The organism is Prosthecobacter algae, from assembly GCF_039542385.1.
In the GTDB taxonomy this organism is placed as follows: Bacteria; Verrucomicrobiota; Verrucomicrobiia; order Verrucomicrobiales; family Verrucomicrobiaceae; genus Prosthecobacter; species Prosthecobacter algae.
The window spans coordinates 20,418-44,089 of the sequence record NZ_BAABIA010000003.1 but is presented as its reverse complement, the minus strand read 5'-3'; the positions used below and the strand labels follow the sequence as shown (position 1 = coordinate 44,089).

General features: G+C 59.3%; 29 protein-coding genes. 28 read left to right on the top strand and 1 reads right to left on the bottom strand.

Annotation, left to right across the window (positions count from 1 at the left end; all coding sequences use genetic code 11):
- Positions 1 to 5: 5 nt before the first annotated feature.
- From ABEB25_RS06975 to ABEB25_RS06855, 25 genes are all read left to right on the top strand, one after another.
- On the top strand, positions 6 to 614 hold the full coding sequence (locus ABEB25_RS06975) for a hypothetical protein (protein WP_345735675.1): 609 nt from the start codon (positions 6 to 8) through the stop codon (positions 612 to 614).
- The gene (locus tag ABEB25_RS06970; RefSeq protein WP_345735674.1) at positions 611 to 2,080 is read left to right on the top strand and encodes a hypothetical protein; all 1,470 of its coding nucleotides are present in this window, start codon (positions 611 to 613) and stop codon (positions 2,078 to 2,080) included. The genes ABEB25_RS06975 and ABEB25_RS06970 overlap by 4 nt, the downstream gene beginning before the upstream one ends.
- Before the next feature lie 22 nt (positions 2,081 to 2,102).
- Complete coding sequence (locus ABEB25_RS06965; protein ID WP_345735673.1) at positions 2,103 to 2,414, top strand: hypothetical protein; 312 nt, start codon at positions 2,103 to 2,105, stop codon at positions 2,412 to 2,414.
- Between the two features lie 83 nt (positions 2,415 to 2,497).
- Positions 2,498 to 4,042, top strand: a complete 1,545-nt coding sequence (locus ABEB25_RS06960) for a phage portal protein family protein (protein ID WP_345735672.1) — start codon at positions 2,498 to 2,500, stop codon at positions 4,040 to 4,042.
- 90 nt (positions 4,043 to 4,132) lie between these two features.
- On the top strand, positions 4,133 to 5,359 hold the full coding sequence (locus ABEB25_RS06955; protein WP_345735671.1) for a hypothetical protein: 1,227 nt from the start codon (positions 4,133 to 4,135) through the stop codon (positions 5,357 to 5,359).
- Between the two features lie 43 nt (positions 5,360 to 5,402).
- Complete coding sequence (locus ABEB25_RS06950) at positions 5,403 to 6,218, top strand: hypothetical protein (protein ID WP_345735670.1); 816 nt, start codon at positions 5,403 to 5,405, stop codon at positions 6,216 to 6,218.
- A gap of 47 nt (positions 6,219 to 6,265) precedes the next feature.
- Positions 6,266 to 7,285: a hypothetical protein gene (locus ABEB25_RS06945; RefSeq protein ID WP_345735669.1), complete on the top strand. Its 1,020-nt coding sequence runs from the start codon at positions 6,266 to 6,268 to the stop codon at positions 7,283 to 7,285.
- 87 nt (positions 7,286 to 7,372) lie between these two features.
- The gene (locus tag ABEB25_RS06940; protein ID WP_345735668.1) at positions 7,373 to 7,948 is read left to right on the top strand and encodes a hypothetical protein; all 576 of its coding nucleotides are present in this window, start codon (positions 7,373 to 7,375) and stop codon (positions 7,946 to 7,948) included.
- A 66-nt stretch (positions 7,949 to 8,014) separates the two neighbouring features.
- Positions 8,015 to 8,491, top strand: a complete 477-nt coding sequence (locus tag ABEB25_RS06935) for a phage protein Gp36 family protein (RefSeq protein ID WP_345735667.1) — start codon at positions 8,015 to 8,017, stop codon at positions 8,489 to 8,491.
- 24 nt (positions 8,492 to 8,515) lie between these two features.
- Positions 8,516 to 8,875 carry a hypothetical protein gene (locus ABEB25_RS06930; protein WP_345735666.1) on the top strand — a complete coding sequence of 120 codons (360 nt, stop codon included), beginning with the start codon at positions 8,516 to 8,518 and terminating at the stop codon, positions 8,873 to 8,875.
- 38 nt (positions 8,876 to 8,913) lie between these two features.
- Positions 8,914 to 9,084, top strand: a complete 171-nt coding sequence (locus ABEB25_RS06925) for a hypothetical protein (RefSeq protein WP_345735665.1) — start codon at positions 8,914 to 8,916, stop codon at positions 9,082 to 9,084.
- Positions 9,085 to 9,091: 7 nt separating this feature from the next.
- Entirely contained in the window at positions 9,092 to 9,940 is an 849-nt protein-coding gene (locus ABEB25_RS06920; RefSeq protein WP_345735664.1) for a hypothetical protein, read from the top strand.
- Positions 9,937 to 10,677: a hypothetical protein gene (locus tag ABEB25_RS06915; protein WP_345735663.1), complete on the top strand. Its 741-nt coding sequence runs from the start codon at positions 9,937 to 9,939 to the stop codon at positions 10,675 to 10,677. The genes ABEB25_RS06920 and ABEB25_RS06915 overlap by 4 nt, the downstream gene beginning before the upstream one ends.
- 68 nt (positions 10,678 to 10,745) lie before the next feature.
- Positions 10,746 to 11,471: a chitobiase/beta-hexosaminidase C-terminal domain-containing protein gene (locus tag ABEB25_RS06910; RefSeq protein ID WP_345735662.1), complete on the top strand. Its 726-nt coding sequence runs from the start codon at positions 10,746 to 10,748 to the stop codon at positions 11,469 to 11,471.
- Between the two features lie 6 nt (positions 11,472 to 11,477).
- Positions 11,478 to 12,392, top strand: a complete 915-nt coding sequence (locus ABEB25_RS06905; protein WP_345735661.1) for a hypothetical protein — start codon at positions 11,478 to 11,480, stop codon at positions 12,390 to 12,392.
- 34 nt (positions 12,393 to 12,426) lie between these two features.
- On the top strand, positions 12,427 to 12,651 hold the full coding sequence (locus ABEB25_RS06900) for a hypothetical protein (RefSeq protein ID WP_345735660.1): 225 nt from the start codon (positions 12,427 to 12,429) through the stop codon (positions 12,649 to 12,651).
- Positions 12,652 to 12,654: 3 nt separating this feature from the next.
- Complete coding sequence (locus tag ABEB25_RS06895) at positions 12,655 to 13,071, top strand: hypothetical protein (protein ID WP_345735659.1); 417 nt, start codon at positions 12,655 to 12,657, stop codon at positions 13,069 to 13,071.
- Between the two features lie 5 nt (positions 13,072 to 13,076).
- On the top strand, positions 13,077 to 13,784 hold the full coding sequence (locus tag ABEB25_RS06890; RefSeq protein ID WP_345735658.1) for a hypothetical protein: 708 nt from the start codon (positions 13,077 to 13,079) through the stop codon (positions 13,782 to 13,784).
- On the top strand, positions 13,781 to 14,332 hold the full coding sequence (locus tag ABEB25_RS06885) for a hypothetical protein (RefSeq protein ID WP_345735657.1): 552 nt from the start codon (positions 13,781 to 13,783) through the stop codon (positions 14,330 to 14,332). Before ABEB25_RS06890 ends, ABEB25_RS06885 begins: the two co-directional genes overlap by 4 nt.
- An 8-nt stretch (positions 14,333 to 14,340) precedes the next feature.
- Positions 14,341 to 14,784: a hypothetical protein gene (locus ABEB25_RS06880; RefSeq protein WP_345735656.1), complete on the top strand. Its 444-nt coding sequence runs from the start codon at positions 14,341 to 14,343 to the stop codon at positions 14,782 to 14,784.
- A 5-nt stretch (positions 14,785 to 14,789) separates the two neighbouring features.
- On the top strand, positions 14,790 to 15,404 hold the full coding sequence (locus ABEB25_RS06875) for a hypothetical protein (protein WP_345735655.1): 615 nt from the start codon (positions 14,790 to 14,792) through the stop codon (positions 15,402 to 15,404).
- A 6-nt stretch (positions 15,405 to 15,410) separates the two neighbouring features.
- Positions 15,411 to 17,576: a beta strand repeat-containing protein gene (locus ABEB25_RS06870; RefSeq protein ID WP_345735654.1), complete on the top strand. Its 2,166-nt coding sequence runs from the start codon at positions 15,411 to 15,413 to the stop codon at positions 17,574 to 17,576.
- Positions 17,577 to 17,579: 3 nt separating this feature from the next.
- Complete coding sequence (locus ABEB25_RS06865) at positions 17,580 to 18,155, top strand: hypothetical protein (protein WP_345735653.1); 576 nt, start codon at positions 17,580 to 17,582, stop codon at positions 18,153 to 18,155.
- 1 nt (position 18,156) lies between these two features.
- Entirely contained in the window at positions 18,157 to 19,797 is a 1,641-nt protein-coding gene (locus ABEB25_RS06860) for a coiled-coil domain-containing protein (RefSeq protein WP_345735652.1), read from the top strand.
- Positions 19,794 to 21,077, top strand: coding sequence for a hypothetical protein (locus tag ABEB25_RS06855; protein ID WP_345735651.1), 1,284 nt, complete (start codon positions 19,794 to 19,796; stop codon positions 21,075 to 21,077). Before ABEB25_RS06860 ends, ABEB25_RS06855 begins: the two co-directional genes overlap by 4 nt.
- Before the next feature lie 72 nt (positions 21,078 to 21,149).
- On the opposite strand, the gene ABEB25_RS06850 is transcribed toward ABEB25_RS06855, so the two are convergent.
- Entirely contained in the window at positions 21,150 to 21,677 is a 528-nt protein-coding gene (locus ABEB25_RS06850; protein ID WP_345735650.1) for a hypothetical protein, read from the bottom strand.
- Between the two features lie 49 nt (positions 21,678 to 21,726).
- Here ABEB25_RS06850 and ABEB25_RS06845 point away from each other — a divergent pair, with 49 nt between their 5' ends.
- The 3 genes from ABEB25_RS06845 (at position 21,727) to frr (ending at position 23,661) form a co-directional block, all read left to right on the top strand.
- Positions 21,727 to 22,077, top strand: coding sequence for a YkgJ family cysteine cluster protein (locus ABEB25_RS06845; protein WP_345735649.1), 351 nt, complete (start codon positions 21,727 to 21,729; stop codon positions 22,075 to 22,077).
- A 67-nt stretch (positions 22,078 to 22,144) separates the two neighbouring features.
- The gene (gene pyrH, locus ABEB25_RS06840; protein WP_345735648.1) at positions 22,145 to 22,912 is read left to right on the top strand and encodes a UMP kinase; all 768 of its coding nucleotides are present in this window, start codon (positions 22,145 to 22,147) and stop codon (positions 22,910 to 22,912) included.
- Positions 22,913 to 23,088: 176 nt separating this feature from the next.
- Complete coding sequence (frr, locus tag ABEB25_RS06835; protein WP_345735647.1) at positions 23,089 to 23,661, top strand: ribosome recycling factor; 573 nt, start codon at positions 23,089 to 23,091, stop codon at positions 23,659 to 23,661.
- Positions 23,662 to 23,672: the final 11 nt, after the last annotated feature.

Below are 23,672 nucleotides of genomic sequence, written 5' to 3'. Positions count from 1 at the left end.
TTATTATGGCTCGCAAAATTCATCCCGGTGCCAAGCTCAAGACTCTGGACGAAGACATCCAGGAGAGTCTTTGGGATTGGCTTTGCGACGATCCCAAGCGCACCCTGGCCCAGGCCAAAGACTGGCTGGAGGATGAGTACCAGATTGAAACCCGGGTGCAGCGTCTCAGCGAGTGGCGCGGCTGGTATGCCCGTACCTTGGAGATCCGCACGGCAGAGAGCGAAGCCAGCGAGCTGGAGCAGCTCCTTAGCACCAAAGCCCTGACCCTGACCCCGGATCAGATCTCTGCGATCGGCAACGCCGTCTTTCTGAACCGTGCCACCAAGCTGGGCGATGCCAAAACCTTCGTCCAGGTCGCGGGAGTCGTCCAGCGCAGCCAGGAGCTGAAGGCCAGCCAGCAAGGCCACAAGGATAAGATGAGTTTGGCTGAGCGTAAGCTTAAAGTGGAAGGTCAGAAGCTGGACCTGGAAGAACGCCGGGTGAAGCTGCTCGAAGACAAGATCAAGAGCGCGGATGAAGTCATGAAGACCGCCGTCAAAAAAGGCGGGTTGACCCCTGAGACCCGGGCGGCCATCCGTGCGGAGCTGGGCATGCCGAAGGAGGATGAGCCGTGAATCTTTTGCTTCCAAAGGAAACGCCTGAAGAACGGATCCAGCGGGTCACAAAGGCTTACTGGCTACCAACACAAGCTGCCTGGATCAATGACCGTTCACGCATGAAGCTCATGGCCAAGTGCCGACGCTTTGGTGGTTCCTACTGCGAAGCCTACAGCACTGTCGAAGACACGGCGATGACGGGACAGATCTTTGATGCTTGGGTCGGTTCACGGGATCTCCTGGCGGCCCGCCTCTTTGTGGGGGACTGCAAAAAATTTGCCCGTCAGTTCGATGCGGCCGCCCGTGACAATGGTGAAGTGCTGCTGGATTCCGGCGAGCGGGATCTCCGCGCCTTTGAGCTGGAGCTTGGCAATGACCGCAGCATCCGCGCCCTCTCATCCTCGCCTGATGCCTTTGCCGGCAAACAGGGCCGCTTTCGCTTGGATGAGTTCGCCCTTCATAAGGATCCTCGCCAGCTCTACAGCATCGTTCAGCCTGCGCTGATCCGTGGTGGATCACTGGGCATCATCAGTACCCACCGTGGATCGCAGAACTTTTTCAATGAACTGGTCAAAGAGGTCAAAGAGAAGGGGAATAAAAAGCGCATCAGCTATCACGAGATCAATATTGAAAGCGCCGTTCAAGAGGGGCTTTGGATCAAGATTCAACAGACCCTCAAAGCGGCGCGGGTGGAAGATGAGCGGCTAGGCTGGAGTGATGATGATTTTCTTCAAAGCCTTCGTGATGAGTGCGCGACGGAAGAGGCCTGGAAACAGGAGTTTATGTGTCAGCCGTGCGACGACAACAGCGCACTGCTGACCTGGGAAGAGCTTCTAGCCGCCTCCCTGAACCAGGCTGACATGCAGAAGCTTCTGGCCGAAGTACCCGAGACCGCCCCGCGATATCTCGGCTTGGACATCGGTCGTCATAATCACCCTTCGGTTCTTTGGCAGTGGGTGAAATGGCGCGGGCTGATGATCACTGAAAAGATCCTGCCGATGCATAAGCTGCCGTTTGCTCAGCAGGAAAAGATCTTCTTTGCCCACCTGAGCAATGCCGCTGTGGTCAATGCTTGCGTGGATGCCACGGGTCTGGGCATGCAGTTGGCAGAGAACAGCGTCGCTGAGTATCCCGGGAAAGTGCTGCCCATCACCTTCAATGCGAAGATCAAGCTGGAGATGGCCGTCAAAGCCAAGCGTGCTTTCCAAGACCGCATTGTCAGGATCCAGGATGAAGCCAAGGTTCAGTATGAGCTGTACTCCATCAAGCAGCGTTCGGGCAGTGGTGACAGCATTGTGATCACCAGCGAGGCCGGGGTCTTGGATGGACATGCTGACTATGCCTGGGCGGCATTCCTGGGTATGCACGCGGCTGAGACAGGCGGCGGCCCGGTGCAGTCCCAAAGCATCCCGAAAGGCGACCGGGAGCGCTCCCTTTTTGGCAGTCCTTTTGGCCGTCTGGGTCGTGTTTTTGGGCTGGGCTGATTTAAGGCCCTTGGCCCCCCGGTTGGCTGTCATCACAGCACCCAGACCTCCCAAAGCGAATTTAAGAGCGTTTCAGAGCATTTTAAAAGCCATGCACCATCTTCCGCGCAACCTCCATCCAAGCCAGCTCGAAATCCTGCCCCGACTCGGGTTTGAGATCGACGCCAAGCAAAGCGGCGAAATCATCCACTGGAAAGGCTACGGCCTGACCCTCATGTTCGCCTCAGATCAGGAGATCACCCGGGATCTCGCCATGAGGCGGACGGTTGAGCAAGCCGGCGCGCAGGCCCTCCACGATCTGGGGCAGCTCTTGAAACGGAAACTGGGGCTTTGATCGGTTTTTAGTCGTGCTTTCCATGCACGACGGGCACTTCGGGTCAGGTGCGAATGTCTCGTGGGTGGTGCTGATTGATGGCCTTGAGCAATCCTCTTGCCATCACCCCGAGCATCGCGGCCCAGTGGAAGCAACAACGCTTCAATCCACTGCGGACGGTGACCCCTGCCACGCTGGGGAGTCTGATTGATCAGTATGATGCGGGGTATCTGCGCGGCTTTGCTTTGGCGGCTGAACAGATCATGGAGCGTGACGATACCCTCGCCGCTGTGGTGCCGAAGCGGAAGAAGCGCGTTTCCCGTCGCCCTTGGGATGTCCTGATTGGAGAGGATGTCCCCGACGAGCTGAAGGCTGAGGCTGAACGCCATCAGGCCGCTCTGAAGTATTTCTACAGCCGTCTCAAGGTGCGCAATGCCGTGGAGAAAAACGAGCAGGGCGGGGTCAAGCTTTTGGTCCGCAAGATGATGACCGCACAGTTCATGCGCTACGCCGCTGCAGAGATCGAATGGCAGCCCGGCCCTCAGGGCATGGCCGCCACGCTGCATTATGTACCGGTGGAGTTCCTGGAGAGTAGCACGGGGATCCTGCGCTTCGCTGGCGTCTCGGGATCCACGCCGGGCGCGGAGATGGATGAGTCCAACTGGCTGATCGCGGTCGCTGATGCGTGCATCATGAAGAGCGCGGCGGTCTGCTACATGTTCAAGCGCCTGAGCTTAGCCGATTGGTTGAACCTCTCCGGCAAGTTTGGTATCCCCGGCATCCATGGCGAGACCGATGCGAAAAAGGGGACTCCTGAATGGGATGCTTTCATCGCGATGCTTTCCGCCTTTGCCAATGACTGGGTGGCGGCGACTTCAGCAGGCAGCAAGATCAACATCATCGAAGCGGGCGTGTCTGGGGAGTCTCCCTTCGCTCCCATGGTGGACCGCATGGACCGCGCCCTGGCCCGGCTTTGCATGGGTGGGGACCTTTCCACCTTGAGCCGCGAAGATGGCGTTGGTGCGAATCCACAGAGCCAGGAAGCCGACGAGCTGATCACCGATGACTGCGAATGGATGTCTGAGCTATTCAATGAGCAGCTCGACCGCCGCGTGATCGAATGGCAGTTCGGCGCGGGGACGGATCCGCTGGCCTTCTTCAAGCTGATGCCTCCTCAGCGTCAGGATACAAAGATGGAGATGGAGGTTGATAACCATGTGAAAAAGCACGGCGTCGTGCTGTCACCTGAAGATGTCGCCGAACGCTACAGCCGGACCCTTTCCAAAGCCCAGCCCGAGACGCCTGAAGAGCCTGAAGCCCCAGATCCTGAAGCGGAGCCATCCGCGAATGAGCGGCGGCCTAACTTTGGCGATGGCAGAGTGGTCCCTGCAGCCCAGGCCCTGAAGGACAAAAAGACCATCCTTTTAAAGAAGCTTTCAAAAGGCGTTCAAGCCGACTTGAAACCCGCCGTCGATGCTCTGCTGACTTTGGAGAATGCCGACGGTCCCGATGCGCTGCGCAGTGCCGTCATGGGGCTGGATTTACCCACCATTGAAAAGGCGGTCATGGCTGGCAGCGCCGCTAATGAAGCTTTCGAAGTCACCCTCGCCGCTGAGTTCCTCGCCGGTCTGGCCAGCATCCGCAACTAGCCCATCCTCATCATGAATTATCAACGCCGATCCCCCTCTGTTAATATCGCGGCCCTCCTGGGTTCCTGCGACTCTATCCACCCCTTGGTCGTGTCTGCTAATGAAGAAAGCCTCGCTGCCAATGAGGCTATCTCGCCCGGCATCTTTACCATCGCTCAGAACGATGGATTCACCATCAAGTACGGCATTTATCCGCATTCCGTCGGCATGCAGATCTTCGACAAGGCTGCTGCTGAAGCGATGGCCAATGAGATGACCTCCTTCCTGGGCAAGGCCACGCGGCTTTGGAAAGGCGTGCCGGTCTATGCCGGGCATCCCGATCACCCCGATCTGACCCAGCGCGCCCGCTTCACCGATGGCCGCGCTCGTGGCTGGATTACCGAGATCGTCGTCGGTGAAAACGAGGCCAAGTTTGTCGTCGCCTACAATAGCATTGGCAAAACGGAAGTCGAAGATGCCCAGTGGGCCGCCTACTCGCCGCTCTGGATCATGGCCCCGGCTGCCAACATCAAAGGTCACAAGGCCTTTCGTCCGGTAAAGCTCAAGAGCATGGCCTTGACCAACAATCCCAACATGGATGTGGAGCCGCTCGTCCTGGCCAATGAGGAGGACATCGAAGAGATGAAGGAAGAGACTCCGGCTGCAGGTGATACCATGATCACGCGGATCCGCGAAGCTCTGACGAAAGAGGGCCTCATCAAGCCTGAAGACTCGGATGAGATGATTATGTCCGTGATCGGCAGCCTCATTTCCTCTATGGCCTGGGAACGCCAGCGCAAACAGGAGATGGAAAAGGAAGACGCCAAACTCCAGATGCTCGCCAAGGCCGCTGCCTATGCGGATAATGAGGCGGGCACACTGGGTATCTTGGAGGCTGCCATCACCCGCCTTTCCACCCTGGCCGCCAATGAAGAAGCTGCTGCAGGTCGTGACCTGGTCGCCACCCGCGCCCGTGAGATGCTGACTGATCGCCTCCTGGATCACGCCATCACGATGGCCGCCATCAATCCACCGCAGCGCGATGCGCTGCGCGTGCAGATCCTGACCGCTGCCAATGAGGCCGATCTCACCACTGCCCTGGCCAGCCTGGTCAAGCCCAAGCCTGCCGCTGGCAGCACTCTCCTGTCGAAAGGCATGGGTGGTGCCCGCGCTGAAGTCCTGGCCGCGAATGACATGGCCGGGCGCAACCAACTGCGCGAAGCCGCTGTCCAGGAAGCTTTGACGGAAATCACCAAAGGCAAAGCCGCAAAGCCCGGCGATGCCGACCGCGCATGGAACCTGGCCCGAAGCCGCAAGCCTGAACTTTTCACTCACTAAAACCCTTTCCGGCGCACGCCGGGATCACCAAACACCACGCACCATGAAACAGAAACGATACATGAAGAACATCCTCACCGGCGTGCCCGCACTGATCTGCGGCCTGCTGGCCATCGCTGCCCAAAGTCTCTTTGGCGCGGGCAGCGGCTACGTTGCAGCCGCGAACACTTACGATGCGGCCGTTGATGTCCATAAGACCAAGCGCACCCGTACGAATGACGCCGCTGTCAGCGCTCGGCATCTGCTTTGGAAGGAAGGCACCACGCCTGGCACCACAGTGGCCTTGTGCGGTGCCAATGACATCCCGCTGGGCACGATCGACAACACCGAATCCAGCACAGGCATTGCCCAGGATGTGCTTCTGCTTGGCAGGGGCATGACTAAAAAGATGGTCGCCTCCGAAGCCATGGCGACTCTGGGGGTCAATGTCTATGCGGCCGCATCTGGCAAGATCGCCCTCAATGGTGTGGTCAAAGTGGGTGTGCTGCGCACCACGGCCGCCGCTGATGGGGATGTTGTGGAAGTCGAAGATTGCGTCCCTGTGGTCCAGCCGAACGGCAAGGCCACGGTGGCAGGTGGCACGCTCGCCATCCCTGTGACCCGTCGCATCGCCAGCAAGACCACCGGTGGTGCTGAGGCGCTGACCCTGGCAGATGGCCTTCCTGGTCAGCAACTGACCGTGATCCTCGCCACCGATGGCGGCGACGGCACGCTGACCCCGACCACCAAAACGGGCTTTACCAGCATCGTCTTCGCGGACGTTGGCGACACGGCTCATCTGCTCTTTGTGGATGCGACTGTTGGCTGGACCATTCAAGGCCTGTCTGGCGCTGCCGCCCCTCCAACCTTCAACGCCTAACCTCCCCTCGTTTTTAACTCACACCATTTCAGCATCCCAAACACATTATGAAATTCATTCCTGATCCTGGCGCGGGTTCCGCGCAAGCCGGTCTCTTCTACGGCGTCAATGAAGCTCACATCACTGAGGCCATCAAGCTCGGCAATGTCTATGCTGCCAATGATGGCAACCTGGACGCCTCGCCCTTGGGCCTCAGTCAACCGCTGACCCAGTATGTGACGGGCATCCAGGACGAAGAAGGCCTGGACGTCCTGTTGGAAAGCATCGCTCCATCCGTTCCGGTGGGTCGCCGTTTCTCCTACCTCAATGAAACGGAATCTGAGGCCATGCAGAAGCGCGACCTCGCTGCCATCACTCGCCCAATCCATGGCGAGTTCCCAATCCTGCGTCCGACTGGCAGCCAGACTGATGGCAGTACCGATAACATCGGCCTCTGCATGTACGTGGACATTGATCAGGGCGGCCTGCTTCCTGCGGTTCAGCAGCGCAAGGTTGCTAGTCTGCGTAACATGATCTATCGCAGCCAGATCGCCGATGCCTTGGCCAAGATCGACGCCGCCGCCGTCGGTGACACGACCAAGAACTGGGGTGATTCGGCCAGTGATCCAGACAGCGACATCGACGAGATGATCGACGCGGGTGGCGACGCCGGCGGCGAGGATAACAACATCGTCGTGTTTGGTCATGGTGCTTTCCGCAAGCGTCGCCGCGCTTATCGCCAGGCCGCCCGCCTCAACAGCAATGCTGATGCGAATGCCCTGCCTGATGAGCTGCGCGATCTCTACCAGGTCGATCGTGTCGTCAATATCCGTTCCCGCTACCGCACCAGCGCTACGGCGACGGCCCGCCTGCTGGCTGACAAGGTCTATACCTACAATGCCCGTCCAGGCATGACGGAAATGGATTCCAGCCACATCAAGCGGTTCGTGACGATGACCGAATCCGGCATGCTTCGCGTCTTCATCGGCGTGGAAAGCCACCGGGTCAAAATCATTGTGGACGGCTACCAGCGCAACACGATCACCCGCGCCCTCGGGATCCGCAAGCGTGCTGTCACCTACTCTTAAGAACTGACCGCCTGATCCATCCATCAAGGGCGGCAGTGTGAACACGCTGCCGCCCTTCTTTTTTTAAACCATCTGATTTTTATCATCATGACCGACGAAGACATCAAGGCCATTGAAGCGGCCCATCCAGAGGCGTTCGTGAGCAAGCGCAATGCAGGCCTCAGCCGCCTGCAGGCAGCGCTAGCCATCGAGGCGCAGCTTGAGCATGACAAGGCTCATCCTCCACTCCGAGACATCACCCTCAGCATCAAGAATGCTGTGGACCTTGCGAACAAGATCTTTGGTAGCGCCAAGCAGCTCGGAGCTGAGGCGTTTACCAAGCTGAGCGAAGCGGGTGATGACCTGGATCCTAGCATCCTGATCCCGCTCATTGAAGTGTTGAGTTTGGTTGAGCGGTCCGAGGTGGACAACCTCATCCGCAAGCCAAAGGAAGAACTTCAAACGGCGCTGAAAACCATCCGTGATTTGGAGGCTCGCCTTGTGGAAGCCAACAAGCGCGAGGAAGCTCTTCAACAGCAGTTCGATGGGCTAAAGGAAAGCTCCCGGAAACTTGTCGAAAAGGACTCTGACCAGACGGCAAAGATCAATGATCTTCAGGATAAGCTGACCGCCGCCGGGGCAGAGATTGCAGCGCTGAAAGCCAGCCCGAAAACGAAAAAGTGATTTCCACTTCTGCGCTGGGCCCCGTGTCCAGCGCAGCCTTGAAACCACGCTCCCTCTTTCCTTCTTATGGCTTGGATCACTCCCACTGCTGAGACCGTTAAACGCCGCCTTTCTGGCCCTGAGTTCACCTCGCTGCAAAATGCGGCCAGGTCGTCCGGCCAGGATGGCGCGACGCTGACCACGGAGACGATCACCCGTGTGGTGAACATGATCCGGGGTTATGTGGGAGCCGCGAAAAATCCGCCGAACATCCTGGGTATCCCCGGCACCATTCCCGACGAGCTGGAGAGCGCCTTGGGCTCCCTCTGGCTGTGGGAGTTCATCACCCGTTTGCCAGGGCAGGAAAAGCTTTTGGATGATCGCCGCAAGACGCTTTACGACAATGCGATCGCGCAGCTCAAAGACGTGTCCGCTGGTCGCTTTGCTATTGTGCCACCGGAGACGCCCGGGGAAGAGACAGAACAGCCTTCCGGCCCCGCCTCTCAGCTTATCAGCAGCCGGGACAATCTCGGCACCCGCGCCCAGACTGCGGGCCTGCTTTAAAACCCTTTTCAACGCCTTTTAAAGATGACTGAAACAACCCTTCAAGGCATTGAGAAAATGGTCTGCGATGACATCGCCGCTCGCCAAGCTTTGGGCATTCGCAAGTATGGCCAGACGGTGCAGCAAGCGGACCTGCCTTTGGAAGATTGGCTTCAGCACGCCTACCTGGAAACGCTCGACAAGGCAGTCTATTTGAAAGCCGCCATTGAATCCCGTAAAGCCCTGCCAGAGATGCTCGCCCGGGAACTCTTCACCAATGGCTGTGGCAGCGTGGCGGATCGCCTCGTCCTGGAGGGCCGGGGTGGTCGGGATTTGGGCGGCCTTTGCTTTGGTGTCGTGGTGGACCGCATCCGCGCCTGGCTGAACGATCGCAAACGTTCGTAGCACCATCCAGCTTTAACCTTTTTAACGCCATCATTAAAATGCGCTTTGAAGCCCATCTCATCGAACAGGATTCCTTCATCATTACGCCTGCTCTGGTCGTTTCCTTGGGGCGCTGTGAAGGCTGCAATACCGTCTCTGCCGTTCTGATCTCCTTCGACTGGCTGATCTGGCACATCGGCGTGATGATCCCTTGGAAGCACGACCATTGAACCGCACATGCCCACCCCCATCCAGCAAGCTCTGACCCTCGCCGCTGATCGCGGTCTGTTGCCCACCTCGATGGGCACGGCGGATCTGCGCGAGCTGGAGCGCAGTTTGCTGGATCGTTCGTTTTGGTCCGCACGCACCACGCATGCCCGATATCTCAAAGACCTGAAGGCGCTCGTGGAAAGGTACGTCAAGGGCGAGGGGTACAACAATGACCTGGCTCAGCTTCGCATTGAGGCGCGCAAGTTGCTGGTCCGCTACGGTTATGAGCCTGAAAAGGGTTTCCCGGGCGATGCCGCTTTGGGCGTGCCTGAAGCCGTGCCTGGATCCTTGCAGGATCTCAGCTCCGAACGCCGCCTGAACCTGATCTTTGACACGCAATCGAAGCTGATGCGTGGCCTGGGCCAGAAGATCCGGGGCCTGGACCGCATGGAGACCGCGCCAGCGTGGGAGCTGGTCCGCATCGAAGACCGCCGCGCTCCCCGGGACTGGCTGGAACGCTGGGCGATCGCGGCGGACAATGTGGACAGCGCTGGCGTCTATGATCTGCCTGGTCGAATGGTGGCCCGCAAGGATTCGCCCATCTGGGCCGCCCTGGGATCCAGCGCGCTTTTTGATGATGCCCTGGATGTGGACCACTCGCCCTTTGCCTTCCAGTCCGGCATGGGCTGGCTGGAAGTCTTTGCGGTGGACCTCCCGGAACTGCAGTCCGTGCCAGATCCGCGCCCGCTGCCTGCGAATGTGATTCCCTTCGTCGCTCCTGAGCCAGAGATCTTCATTGGGGGGCAGAGCACCCTGGACATGCTAGCGGCCCGTCTGCGGGCTCGCCAGGCCGCTGCGGAGGCAGCCAGGTCATGATCATGCGCGTGGGAGTGACCATCAGCGACGAGGCCACCCCGACGCTGAAGGATCTGCAAAACACCCTCAATGATGCGGGCAAGCTGCAGTTGCGCAAGGCCATCGCCGCCCGTCTGGAAACGCTGCTGAGATCTCATGTGGTCGCGGCCAGCAAGACGCGCCACAAGACCGCCACGCGCCTGGGGGCCAATCCGAGCAACTACCTGGCCAAGAGGGCTGACACGGTGGAAAGCCAAGTCACGGGCAATGCCGATGGATTGATCCGCCTGACCATCTATGGCGATATCTTCGCCCGGGTGGACGGTCCGGTGAATGTGCGGCCGAAGCGCGCCAAGTCCCTGGCGATCCCGGCCATTGCCGGCGCGTATGGACGGCGGCCGCGTGAGATCGGCGGTCTGCGCTTGGTCGTCTTCCTGGATGCGAAGAAAGCCGCCCTGGCCAAAGTCACCGGCGATGGTGGCACGGGCACGGTGTTTTTGCGCAAGCAGATCGTCGGGCCACCTCGCCCCGGCACCGACCGCTGGAGGCGGTATAACCGCAAGTTTGGCCCCGAGAAACCCACGCCGAAAGTCACGGTCTGGTACTGGCTGAAGAAAGGTGTCACGCTGCCGCAAGATCGCGGGTTGCTGCCCCAGCCCGAGGAGATCGCCGCTGCGACCGAAGCGGGCGCGGTGGACTTCCTGGAAGCACAGATCGCGAAGAGATCTTCCAACGGATTCCTACCACCGAAAGCCTGAGGCTTGATGCACGACGGGCACTTCGGGTCAGGTGCGTGCGTGTACGTCGGAGGGCATGATGAGCGGACATGGATCCCCTCGTCTCAGTGCAACAAGATCTCGCCGGAAGGCTGCTTTCCTCCAGTCTCCTGGCGGATGTGGCCATCTTTGATCTGCGACCACGCACGGAAGAAGAGGCCACGGCCATCGTCCAAACGATCAACAACGCACTGGCGGGAATGATTGGTCCACGGGGCCGCGCTGGGCTGGCCATCATGATCCCGGTGCCGGGCTTTGATGTGGACCGCCCGGATGCGCCAGGCGTGGTGGGTGACATCATCATGACCGTCCAGATCCTGGAGAAGATGATGCAAAATGAAGGGCCTGAAGGCACGGGCATCACCTGTGAGGCCTGCGCCTGGACCGTGATGCGCTTGGGGCATCAGCTCATGCTTCGCCCCAACCAACTTTTGTATGCGTCCAAAATGCGGCCGCTCGATGTCGGTGACCAGGAAGACTGGGATGCCGATGTTGCCTGGGAAGTGGAGTTCCGGCTTCGCGGTGGGGTGGATGCCCTGCCTGCTGCGGACATCCCCAATATTACCCTGGAAGACGAGCTCGTGACGATCACCACCGCGACCAGCGGCGCGAAGATCCTGGTCACGACCGATGGATCCTGGCCCTGGACGGGCAATCCAAACGCCAGCGTCTATGACACCCCTTTCGCCGCGCCCGTTGCCGGAACTTCCGTGCGGGCAATCACAACCAAACCGGGCTTAGCGGACAGCGGCGCGGCGGAACTCACGATCCAATAAAACACCATGGGCATTACTTCATCCACCATCCTGCGCAAGGCAGGCCGCATCACTTATGACGGTGGTGTTTTCTACTCTGGCGATGCCGCTATCAATGTGCGTCTGAACGAGACCCGCTTTGCCATCAAGGCAGACATGTTCGCCAAGATCCAGGAGCGTCCGCAAGATCGCATCTATGAGATCAAATGTCCGCTCGTAGGCGAGTGGGAGCACTTGGCTCTGCTTTGGCCGCATGGATCCACCGCGATTGGCGCTTCCATCTTTTCCAATGAGACGCTGAAGATCAATACCCGTGATGGCGAGGTCTATACGTTCTCCAATGTGGCTGTCACCACTTCTCCGACCATCCGCGCCATTGTGGGCCAGACCTTGATCGGCGAGGTGACCTTCACCGCCATTCTGAAGGATGGCGCAGACCCAGGCGATAGTGATGCTTACGTCACCATTGGCAGCGAGTCCTACGGCTCCGATGCCTTCAGCGTCGCTGCCATCAAGACGCCAATCTGGGCCAATGCCTGGGGTGCTTCGCCTTTCGATGCATTTAAGACTTCCGGGGGTATCACTCTGGACTTCCCGCTGACCTTTGAACCGGTCAAAGTCGATGGCCTGGGCACGGTGAACATGACGCTGGTCGAAAAAGCCGCGACCGCCAAAGGCACGCCTGTGGGTGTCACGATGGCCCAGGTGCTGACCGCGATCAATGCCAATACGGCCATGGGCAGCGCCCCCACTCAGAACGATCTGATCATCACCGGCACGGGCGTTCACCTGCAGCTCTACAACGCCATGCTGCGGGATCCTCAGTTCAACTGGCATTCCAAGACGGACCTCATCGGGGAGCTGACCTGGATGGCCTGCCAGGACTTCACGACCAACGTGGCAGACCCGCTTTACTACATCGGCACCGAAGCGCCGGCATAACCTCAGTTGCAACCCCTCTCCGAAAGGATCCCGCATGAAAGACGACATTAAAAAGTGGCTGGGTGATTCACGCTGCAAGGCCCTCAACAAGCAGACCGATGGGCGCTTCAATGAGCGCCTCGATGCGGTCATCGCTCAAGGCCCGCCCAACGCTCCCACCGGCGCGCTGTGGCTCCTGGTCCTGTGCGGTAGCCGCCCTTGCCCCGCCGATCTGAAGCGATGGGGTGAGGATACGGCGAAGCCTAAAGCCAAAGCTTGACCCATGAAAACCCTTCTTCTGCCCCTTCCTTTTTTACTCAGCTCATGCCAGTGGCGCTTGAGTGCTGCCTCTGAGTTTGTCGGGGTGGTGCTTCTTTTTGTGCTCGCGATTTGCTTGGTCTTTTTGATGTTTGGAAGCGCGCCAGATGCCCCTGAAGACTCTTCTGCACCGCCGCCCCGTCCATCAATCGGCTTTGGGCCCCGCGAAGAAATGGAGATGCAGGTCTCATTCGAAAGAGCAGCGGTGGCTCAATGCTCTGAAGGTTTAGCCGAAGTCATGCACGACGCTTATCAATGCGCCGGGCATCTGGAGCCATCCCAGATTATTCTTTGGAAGGGCAAAAAACGGTCCCCTGAACATCTCGACGAGTGCAACGCCTGGCGCGCCGCTGCCAGTGCAGCCATCCGCACCCTGGCCTAACCAACATGAAGAAACCCCGCAAGATTGTTGCCCGTGTACGTACCCGCGCTCAGAGCGTGGCGGCGCGGTCGCAGTCAGGCGCGGCGAGGCAGGGCCAGAAGTTGGCGCGGCGGGAAGCGGGGATCCGCAGCGGCCGCACAGTCGCCCGGGTGCTGACGCGCAGCGAGCGCCAAGCCAAGCAGGCTGATCGACAAGCAGCCAAGCCGCCAAAGAACCCGAAGACGCAAGCCCAGCGTGCCAAACGCGAGGCCCGCCAAGCCCAGCGCGAACAGAAGAGCCGGGCCAAAAAAGAGCAGCGCCGAAACTCCAAGGATACCGTCGCCAAGGTGCTGACACCGGAAGAGCGCAAGGCCAAAGATGATGCCCGTGAAAAGGGCCGTGAGGAGCGCCGCAAGGAACGCCGTGAGGATCCTCGCACGGTCGCCAAGGTTCTGACGAAAGAAGAGCGGGCCGCGAAGAAAGAGAAGGATAAGGATGGCCAAAGCCAGGAGCCGCCAGAACAAACGCCGCCGCCTGCACCCAAGCCTGAACCCGTCAAACCCACGGAACCGAAACCCGCTCCAGAACCTGAGTCCGACACCGAAGGCGCGCCGTCTGAAGTCGCCGCTGTCGGCACCCCCACCCAATTCCGCACCCCCGGCCAGGCCCTGGCTGGATCCGTTTTTGAAAACCGTTTTTCCGACCTTGAACGCCAAGTGGCGATGCTCGCATGATCAAAGTACGACTGGCACGAAATGGCGATGATAACGATCGCGACTGGCTTGCGGGTGACCCCCTCAAGAGCCAGGCCCTGCATAGCGGCGTGGAAGGTGGCCAGGCTCAACATCAGCGATCTGTCCAGGAGATTGGCGGCGCGGGATGGACGCATTCTCGCTACTTGGACCGGGGCAATGAGCGGTCCGACAAACGCTTCACCACCTCGCGCCTTTTTGCCACGACTCTGGAATGCTGGCAGTGGATGAACAGCTTTGCGCGGGAGTCTCCCGAAGACTGGCCTCATGGTCTGGTAGGCGATATCATCGAACGCTTTGAAGAAGGGGGCGTGTGGCAGGAAGAGCGTTTCCACGGGGCCGTTTTGCAGAAGCCGCAAATGAGCTTTGAAGGCCGGACTCTGCGCCTGGCTTACAGTTACAAGTTTCGTTACAGCTCCTTTAACGGCTCCGGGGCCATCACCTTTCTGGCTGCTGATGATGATGCCGATGCGCTCGTCTTTTTGACCGATGACACTGGCGTCTTTCTGAGCGCTGACACCCCTGACTGATTCTCCTTATGCCTGCCACCGAAGATCTCGCCACAAACCAAACGATCCCCACCACTCTTGCTGGATTCCAAGCTTTGGGCTTGGTCGATGGAGCCTGGGCTCGGGCTCGTATCGGCATGCTGGCATCTTGCTTGGGCGATGCCATTTTTGAAGTCACGGGAAGCCTTTCGCTGAACCTCGCGAATCATCCGCCTGGCATCATCCTGAAGGTCAATAGTGCCTCAGCGGTCACTATCACCATTCCAGCGGACGCCAGCTTTGAATTCCCCAATTATCACCAGATCCCGATCCTGCGTTATGGCGCGGGTCAGCTCACCATTGTGGCGGGGGCTGGAGCTACGGTGAAGTTTGCTTCCAGCCGCGACAATGCCAACGGCCAGAACGCGGTGACCTACCTGATCAAGACCGCCGCGAATGAATGGTTCTTCACCGGCGACACCAGCACCTCATAGTCTGCATGGCCACGATCCACACCCAGCGCCTGAAGTGCGATCGCAACGCACGGTTTTCCCAAGCCAGCCTAACCGCTGAGATGTGGAGAGGCCGCGCCACAGTCTTCAAGCTGGGCTTGTTTGAAGGCGATGCCATCGCTTCGATCGAAGGGATTACCAGCGTGACTTTGCGCGTCAAGGAAAGCCGGTCAGTGGGTGCGGCGGACCTCATGGTCGCCACGGTGGCAGCGGTGGATCTGGACCAGATCACCGGCGCGCAATGGCTCGCTAAAACAGGGCAGACGGCGGACATCGAATTTACCAATGCCCAGTGCAATCTTTCCATCACAGGAGACAGCGCCAAGTACTGGATGGTCGTGGAAGCCTTGCTGGCCACAGGCGGGCGAATCATCTTTGGCGCGGGCTTCCTGACGGTCTTCGAATCGGCCGCCGATGCCGTCGGGGATCCCGATGCCAATCCGGGCGCACCCATCACGCTGGAAGAGGCTGATGCGAGGTATGTGCGTGGCACGATGCAGACCCGCCTCAGCACGGCGGGCGATCGCATCCACTGGTACAGCAATGCCGGGGTCTATCTGGGATCCACGGACCTGGTCAATTATGGCGAGTCCAATCTTTAAAAGTTTATGAAGCACCTTTTTACCGCCTTTTTAATCCTGACCGCTGGCCTGCTGCAGGCGCAGTCCGTGGGGCAATTCACGATCCCGCTCAAGACCAGCACCACGGGGCCCGCAACGCCCAAGCACTGGACCAAAGGCAACCTGACGCTATGGGGCACCAATGCCAGCGGCAACCCAGTGAGCTACACGCTGGGCGATGGCCTTTCCTTCGTGGATGGTGCGCTGGTCGGCTCTGGTGGTGGTGGCGCTGGCACCTGGGGCAGCATTACCGGCACCCTCAGCGCGCAGACCGATCTTCAAAGCGCCCTGAATGCCAAGGCTCCCCTGGCGAGTCCGACCTTCACCGGCACCGTCACGATTCCCTCTGGAGCCAGCATCGCGGGTTATCTCACGACAGCGGCGGCCGTGGATGCATACCAGCCGCTCGATGCGGACCTCACAGATCTGGCCGATGGTACTTTGACCGGTTCGAAAGTGGGCACGGGCATCAATGCCGGCAACATCACGACGGGGGCTTTAGCGATCACGAACGGTGGTACTGGATCCACAACGGCCGCCAATGCCCGAGCAGCTCTGGGCTTGGCCATCGGAACCGATGTACAAGCCTACAGTGCCAACACCTCTTTGCTTGGATCCAGCATTGACCTGACGACCGAAGTCACCGGCGCTCTGCCCATCGCGAACGGTGGTACTGGATCCACGACGGCCCTCGATGCCCGAGCAGCTCTGGGCCTGGCCATCGGAACCGATGTGCAAGCCTACAGCGCCAACACCTCTTTACTTGGATCCAGCATTGACCTGACGACCGAAGTCACCGGCGCTCTGCCCATCGCGAACGGTGGTACTGGATCCACGACGGCCGCCGCTGCCCGAGCAGCTCTGGGCTTGGCCATCGGAACCGATGTGCAAGCCTACAGCGCCAACACCTCTTTGCTTGGATCCAGCATTGACCTCACGACCGAAGTCACTGGCGCGCTGCCCATTGCCAACGGGGGCACGAATGCGACCACGGCCCCGAATGCCCGCACGGCCCTCGGCCTTGCGATCGGAACCGATGTTCAGGCTTATGACGCGGATCTGGCAGACCTGGCCGATGGTTCTTTGAGTGGATCCAAAGTTGGCAGTGGCATCGACGCCGGGAACATCACGACGGGCACGGTGGCCACCGGAAGGCTGGGCAGTGGTACGGCCGATAGTACCAAGTTTCTGCGCGGTGACCAGACCTGGCAGACGGTCAGCGGTGGCCTGGCTTCCGTCACAGAAACCCTGCACACCAGCTCGCCCAACAACACGATCAATGCGCTGGAGCTGGCCGTCACAGGTGGCAGCACCAATGTGGACCTGGTGCTGAGTCCGAAGGGCACGGGTGCATTGATTGGCTTTGGGGAGCCAGATAACAGTGCCACGGGCGGTGCTAAGCGCGGGGCCTACGCGGTGGATTTGCAGGGCCCTTGGCGGAACAACTCTGCCGACATTGCCAGCGGTGTTTCTTCGGGGCTGCTGTGGGGCCGATACAACAAGGTGACTTCTCAGTATGGCCTGGCGGGTGGATACCTCGCGGCCTCTACGGGAGGCAGCGGATCCATGGCCGCCGGTTATCAGGCCACAGCCAGTGCCAACTATGCGGCCGTGTTTGGGGGCGTGGGGTGCGTGGCCTCTGGCGCATCCTCATTCATCGGAGGTGGCCAAGCTGTCACGGCCTCGGGCAGCTACAGCCGCGCCGGTGGTTACAATGCGCTGGCAGATCGTTACGGAATGGATGCCTGGTCAAACGGGGCTTTCAGCACCCAGGGCGATGCCCAGCGCGGCAGCTCTCTCGCCCGGGCGACAACAGTCGGCAACACCCCGACTAATCTCTTGGTCGATGGATCCATCACGCGCTTCACGGTCCCTAGTGGCAAAGTGATGGGCCTGATGATCTTTGTTGTCACCACGGCCAGTGATGGCACGGCCAGCTACTTTGTCCGCAAGGCAATCATTAGGAATGCGACGGGCACAACCTCTCTGCTGAGTTCCGAAACCATCGGCACCGATTACGAAGCCGACAGCGCCACGGATCTGGAGATCCTGGCCGATGATGACACGGACTCTCTCGTGATTCGGACAACGAATTTGGACAGCATCAGTTCTCGCACCCTGGCCCGCATTGAATGGGTAGAAATGACTTATTGATTCATGAAAACACTCTTCTTCTTTTTGTTGTTTGCCATCGCCGCCCTGGGCGCTGAGATGCGCACCTTTGGCCGTCTGGATACCCAGGAGCTGGTGACTCTGCCCGTGGACGAAAAAGGGGTGCCAGATCTGGAGCCGCTGCGGATCCCACAGCTTTCGGTCTGGGTGCCTCCAGCGGTCGTGCCTCTAGTGAAGATCCCGGCCCCTGAAATCAACGTGACCACGCAACGGGCAGAGCCAACCCTTGTTTGGTTTGCGGATCGCGTAGAGCGCCAATGGATCATCCGCGACATCAAGCCGCTGGAGTCTGCTAAGGCCACCCTGCAAGCCGGTTACCTGGTGCAGCCGGAAGGCTTCACCCTGAGCTTGGCCGATCGCGATCGTCTGCAGTTCACCCAGATGCTGGCGCTGGTGCGCGAGGCGCTGGATCTGGGGCTGATCAGCAACACGACGCCGCAAAAGATCGCGGACAGCGAGGGCAATCTCCACGAGATCTCAACGCTGCGTTTCCGCCAGATCATGGTCGGTTACGGCTTCTGCTATAAGACCGCCTGGGACCAGGCTAAAGCCTCCGAATAACATGGCTGAACAACGCAGCTACTCGATCAATGTGACTCTGAAATCAGAGGCACAGATCGCGCCTATTAAGACCACTGAAAAGGCCATTGAAGGCGTTTCAAAAGCCGCTGAAACCGCCTCCAACAAGCTGACCCAAACGGGGAAGGATCTGGAGGATCGTTTCGCCAAGGTCAAGGAGATGCTGGCCCGGACACGGGAAGAGGTTGAGAAGGGCAAAAGCGGCGGCGGTAGCGATGCCGGCGCTGGCGCTACAGGTGGGCTGAAAGACACCCTCAACCAGGGGCTGGACAAGGTGCTGAGCGGCAACATCCTGCAAGGCGCTGGAGCCGCCGCCGGCGCGGCGGGCGCGTGGCAGTTTGGCAAGATGATCGGTGATGAGATCATGAAGGGCTTGGAGCATTGGGCCAATGGCGGTTCCTGGTCTGATTATTGGGATAAGACCTGGCAGCGGCTGGGCGAGGCCACAGGCATCGAATCCTGGTCTTTCCCTGGCCGGTTGAAAGACGTGATGAGAGGGGCAGAAATGGCCCTCGCTGACAATCAGAAGCAATGGCAAGAATGGGTTAAGGAGATCAATCGGGCAGAGCCTCGCGACGCTATCAATCGGCTGGAAGAGCTGACCATTTCCCTGAACAAAACCAAGCTGGCCATGAGTCAGCTCATGGACGTGGAGAATGCACGCCGGCAAGCGAACATGGCGGGCATTGATCAGGATGAACAGGACGCCATCCAACAGATCGAAATGGACCCGGTTCTGAACCAGTCCGACAAGACGGTGGCCATCCAAAAGGCACGGGCCGAAGCTGAGCGCCGGCGACTGGCTGAACGCACCCAGCAACGCGAAGACCAGGCGAGCATCAGCCGGGGCGGAGTTACGGCCGCTGAAAATGACCTTCAGAAAAAACGCCAGCTTGAAGCGGAGGAAATGCAGCGCGCCAGGCAGTTTGCGGAGATCTCCGGGGTGGGCAAACAGGCTTCCTTCGGCCTCAGTGGTGAAGCCGCAGATCAGGCTTATAAAAACGCCTTTGAAACCGAAGCTAAAAGGCGCGGTTCCGACCTCACTCCGGACTACGATTCAAGCAAGCAGCAACAGGCCGCTAAGGATGCCGTCAAGGCCGCTGAAAAAGCTTTGGAAGAGGCTAAGTCCAAAGATCAAACCACCCGTGAAAAGCTGGCCATTGAACAGGGTAGCGATATCACCAATACCGAACGCAAATTGGAGCGCGATCGTGTGAGGTCATGGTCGCAGTCTGAAGCACAGCGCAAGCAGGAAGAGGCCGCTAATCGTCCATCTGAGGCGACTCAGCCGGATGCCCCGCCAATGTATGATCGCAGCGGGGAAGATCAGATCCGTGGTGCGCTGGGTGAACTGGGGCAAGGCACGGGCGATGCAAGCCGAAAAGCAGCCTATGACGAGGCGGCGGCCGGACTGAAAAACAATGACACTTCCGAAGAGGAAAAAGCAAAGCTGAAACAGCTCGCCGAAAACCTCGCAGCCTCAGGCACCGAACAGGGGACGCGCCTGGCTGAAACGATCACGCAAGGCCTGGCTAAAGTGGCGGCCAACCAGCAGGCTTTTGACGCTGCTTTGAAGCGCTTGGAAGGCCAGTTTGCAGCGTTCAATGAAAGGACTGCCCAATGAGCACCAGCCCCCTTTATCAAATCATCGTGAATGGCGCTGATCCTGTGACCTGCCAGGCGCTGGATTTGGTCCCAAGAAACCTCATCGAACGCAACGGGGAAATATCGGCTTTAACGCTCTCACAGAGCCGTGTTTTCGGCCAGGCTTTGGCGCTGCAGCGCAACGATAAAGTGAGGTTCCTGATCAACGGCCGCTGCGTCTTTGCCGGCGACGTGGTGGACCCCTCCCATAGCTACCAGCCGGACAGCCTTACAACGACCTTTCGCGTGGAGAATTGGTGGCGCACTTTGGCGCGCCAGCCGTGGACGTATTCCCCCTATGGTTATGTCGAAAACGGGGAGGTCTTTTCGACGGCTGAAGGGGATCGAATTTTGGGCGATGGTGACGATGCTGGAACTACCCCTGACACCTGGGCTAGCCCGCGCATCATCACGGGTAAGACTAACCTCTTTCCGCTGACGGGTGTGGGGGTGGGGTCGCTCACTTCCGTGCAAGAGCAAATCGACTCGCTTTTTGCCTATGTTTTGGATCGCCATCCAACGCTTTTGGCCGCGCCTACGGTGGCCTTTGGCGCGTCGTATTTTCCGCAGATGCGCCTGGTCGAAGACATCAGCGTGGCGGATGCGATCAAGCAGACTTTGGTCGTCGTGCCGGCGGCGTCGTTTTACACCGACTACACGCCCGCGATTCCGCAGGTGTATTGTGTGGATTCCACGATCACGACGCCGCGTGTTTTTGCCCTCGGTTCACACCCCCTGAAAACGGCGGATGTGACCGCCCTGAATGAGATCATTCCTGCAGGCATTATCGCCCGGGTTGGGGATGCCCAATTCAACGCGGATTACCTGCCTGGATTCCAGGAGCTGGTCGCCTTTGGGAAGTATCCGGCCGCAACGCGACAGGACGGCTTGAATGTGATGGGGTTGAGCCTGGACCTGTCGCTGGAGCTGAACAACCTCAGCAACGCCGCGCTGGTGCAGAATCTGTATGAGCAGCTCGCCGTCCTGCGCGGCCGGGGCACGGTGGCCTTTGATGACCTGGATATGGGGCTGGAGCTGAAGCCTGGCCAGCGCATCGAGCTGACCGGTGACGAGCCGACCGAGCACGGGGCCCTGATCATCCAGGATGTGTCGCATGACTTCGCACGGGGCCAGACGACCTGCACCGTGGGCTACCCGCCTGCCGTCGGTCTGGACACCCTGAAAGACCGTGCAGGCCTCTTCCATCGCGGCTACTGGGGGACCGCTTTCAAGGCCCGCACAGTGCTTCCGTACGCCTAAAGCCTCGTTTAAGAGCCGCTTCAAAGCCGCTCAAAAGTCCCTAAAGTGGGTCAAACCACCTGTGGACGTGGGTCAAACCGGAATCGCGCTTACACTGTAACGGCCGAGAATGCCCTGGTAACGGGCACCGCGTGTGCCTTGCAGCAGACGTGCGCCTGCCTCGGCGCTGGAGGAGAGGCTGGTCGCGGGGAGGGTGGCGGAGAGTTGAGCATCCAGTTCCAGAAGACGCGGCAGGTCCTGCGACTGCGCTGCCTGCCAGGCCTGGATGAGACATTGCCCCAATGGGCCGCGCAGTTCCTGCTGGGTGAAGTTTTCCCAACGGGCGGCCAGGGCCTGCTGGGTGATGGGTGCCCGTGGGTAAAGGCTGGGCTGTGGCAGTGGTGTGGCGTGGAAGTAGATGCCTGGAAGCCGCTGCCGGATGCTGGAAAAGAGCCAGTGCACCCAGTCCAGACCGCGTGACCAGTCTTCCAGGGCGTTTTCAGCAGACTCATCGGCATCGGCCAGCAGGGTGACCGGGCGCAGGGCAGGGAGGGGGGCTGACGCGCCGCCTTCGGCATGCCGAGGCTGGGCGTCATCCATGCGTTGCAAGAGACGGATCATTCGATGTACTATGAAACGCCGCACGAATCGTGCGAATGCTAAAGTTTTCATGAGCACACAGCCCTTTCTTGACAAATCCAAGCCCTATTACCAGTGCCAGCGCTGCGGCAACTGCTGCCGCTGGCCCGGAGATGTCAATGTGACGTCTGAAGAGGCGACAGCGATTGCTGCCTACATCGGCATGGACGAGGCTGAGTTCATCCGTGATTGCACTCGCCTCAATGCAAACCGCACGGGGCTTTCCATCATTGATAAGCCCAATGGCGAGTGTTTGTTTCTGGATGGGCTGAACACCTGCCGGATCCAGAAGGTGAAGCCGCTGCAATGCTCCGGATTTCCGAATGTGTGGAGTTTCCCCGGCTGGCGGGAAAAGTGTGAGGCCATTGAGGTCTCCGTTTAGTCGGTCAAACTGCCCTAAACATCCCCGTACTCCTGGAAATATCTTTGCATCCCCTTGCACTTCATGTATGACGGGCCAAATCAACACCTACATGGGCGATCACACAGGCAACCGGAAATTCAGGCGCGTACTTCTCAAACTCAGCGGTGAGGCTCTTCGGGAGCCCGGCAGCACCGATAACATTTCGCCTCCAATTGTGGAGGACATCGCGGCCCAGATCAAAGCCGCCCACCAGACAGGCTTGGAAATCGCCCTCGTCGTCGGCGGTGGCAACTTCTGGCGTGGCGTCAGTGCTAGCAACAAAGGCATGGAGCGAGCCACGGCGGACTACATGGGCATGCTGGCCACGGTGATGAATTCCCTGGCGGTGCAGTCCATGCTGGAGGCCATGGATGTGCCGACACGCGTGCAGAGCGCCATCGAGATGAAAAACGTGGCCGAGCCCTTCATCCGCCGCGTGGCCATGCGCCACCTGGAATTGGGCCGTGTGGTGATCTTTGCCGCAGGCACAGGCAACCCCTTCTTTTCCACCGATACCACGGCCGCGCTGCGTGCCAGCGAAATCGGGGCCGACTGCGTTTTCAAGGCTACCAAGGTGGATGGCATCTACTGCTCCGACCCGAACAAGAACCCGGACGCGGTGCGCTATGACAACATCAGCTTCCACGAGTGCCTGACGAAACAGCTCAAGGTGATGGATGCGACGGCATTTTCACTCTGCATGGAAAACAACATGCCGATCATCGTCTTCAGCATGAACGAGCAGGACAACATCCGCCGCGCCCTCATTGGTGAGCCGATGGGCACTCTGGTGAATGCGAACGGCAAGGTGTGATCCTTGTTTTTTCGTGCCCATTTCAAGCCAGACTCCGGTCATGGCTTGAAATGGGATCATTTTTGCCTTTGGCGTGGGGCGGCGATGACTTCCTCATCCAAACTCCGCAGTGGACACACGCCGGACTGGCGGGCATCCTAGACTCCTCTTTCTGCAATTTTTTACCCGATACTGCTATGTCCATGGACCCTGAAATGACGATGCTGGAGTGTGAAGACTCAATGACCAAGGCGGTCGAGTTTGCGATTCATGAATTCGCCGCTGTGCGCACAGGCAAGGCCTCCCCTGGCCTGGTGGAGGGGCTGGATGTGCATGTGCACAGCTACGGCTCCCACATGAAGCTGAAGCAGTTGGCCATGATCACCACACCGGATTCACGTCTGATTCGTATCGAGCCTTTCGACTCCGCCACCTTGCACGACATTGACCGTGCAATTCGTGAGTCCCGCCTAGGATTGAATGGCAGCATCGAGGGCAAAGTCATCCGCCTACCGATTCCCGCCCTTTCCGGGGAGCGCCGCGAGCAGATGGTGAAGCTGGTGAAGCAAATGGGCGAAGAGGCCAAGGTGCGCGTGCGTTCGGCCCGCCGTTCGGCCATTGAAGAGCTCAAAAAAGGCGAAAAGGACAGCATCATTACGGAAGACGATCTGCATCGCCTGGAAAAGGAAGTGCAGGCCCTCACAGACAAGAAAATTGCCGAACTGGACCAGCACATGGCTGCCAAGGAAAAGGAAGTCATGACCGTGTAAAGGCGACTGGC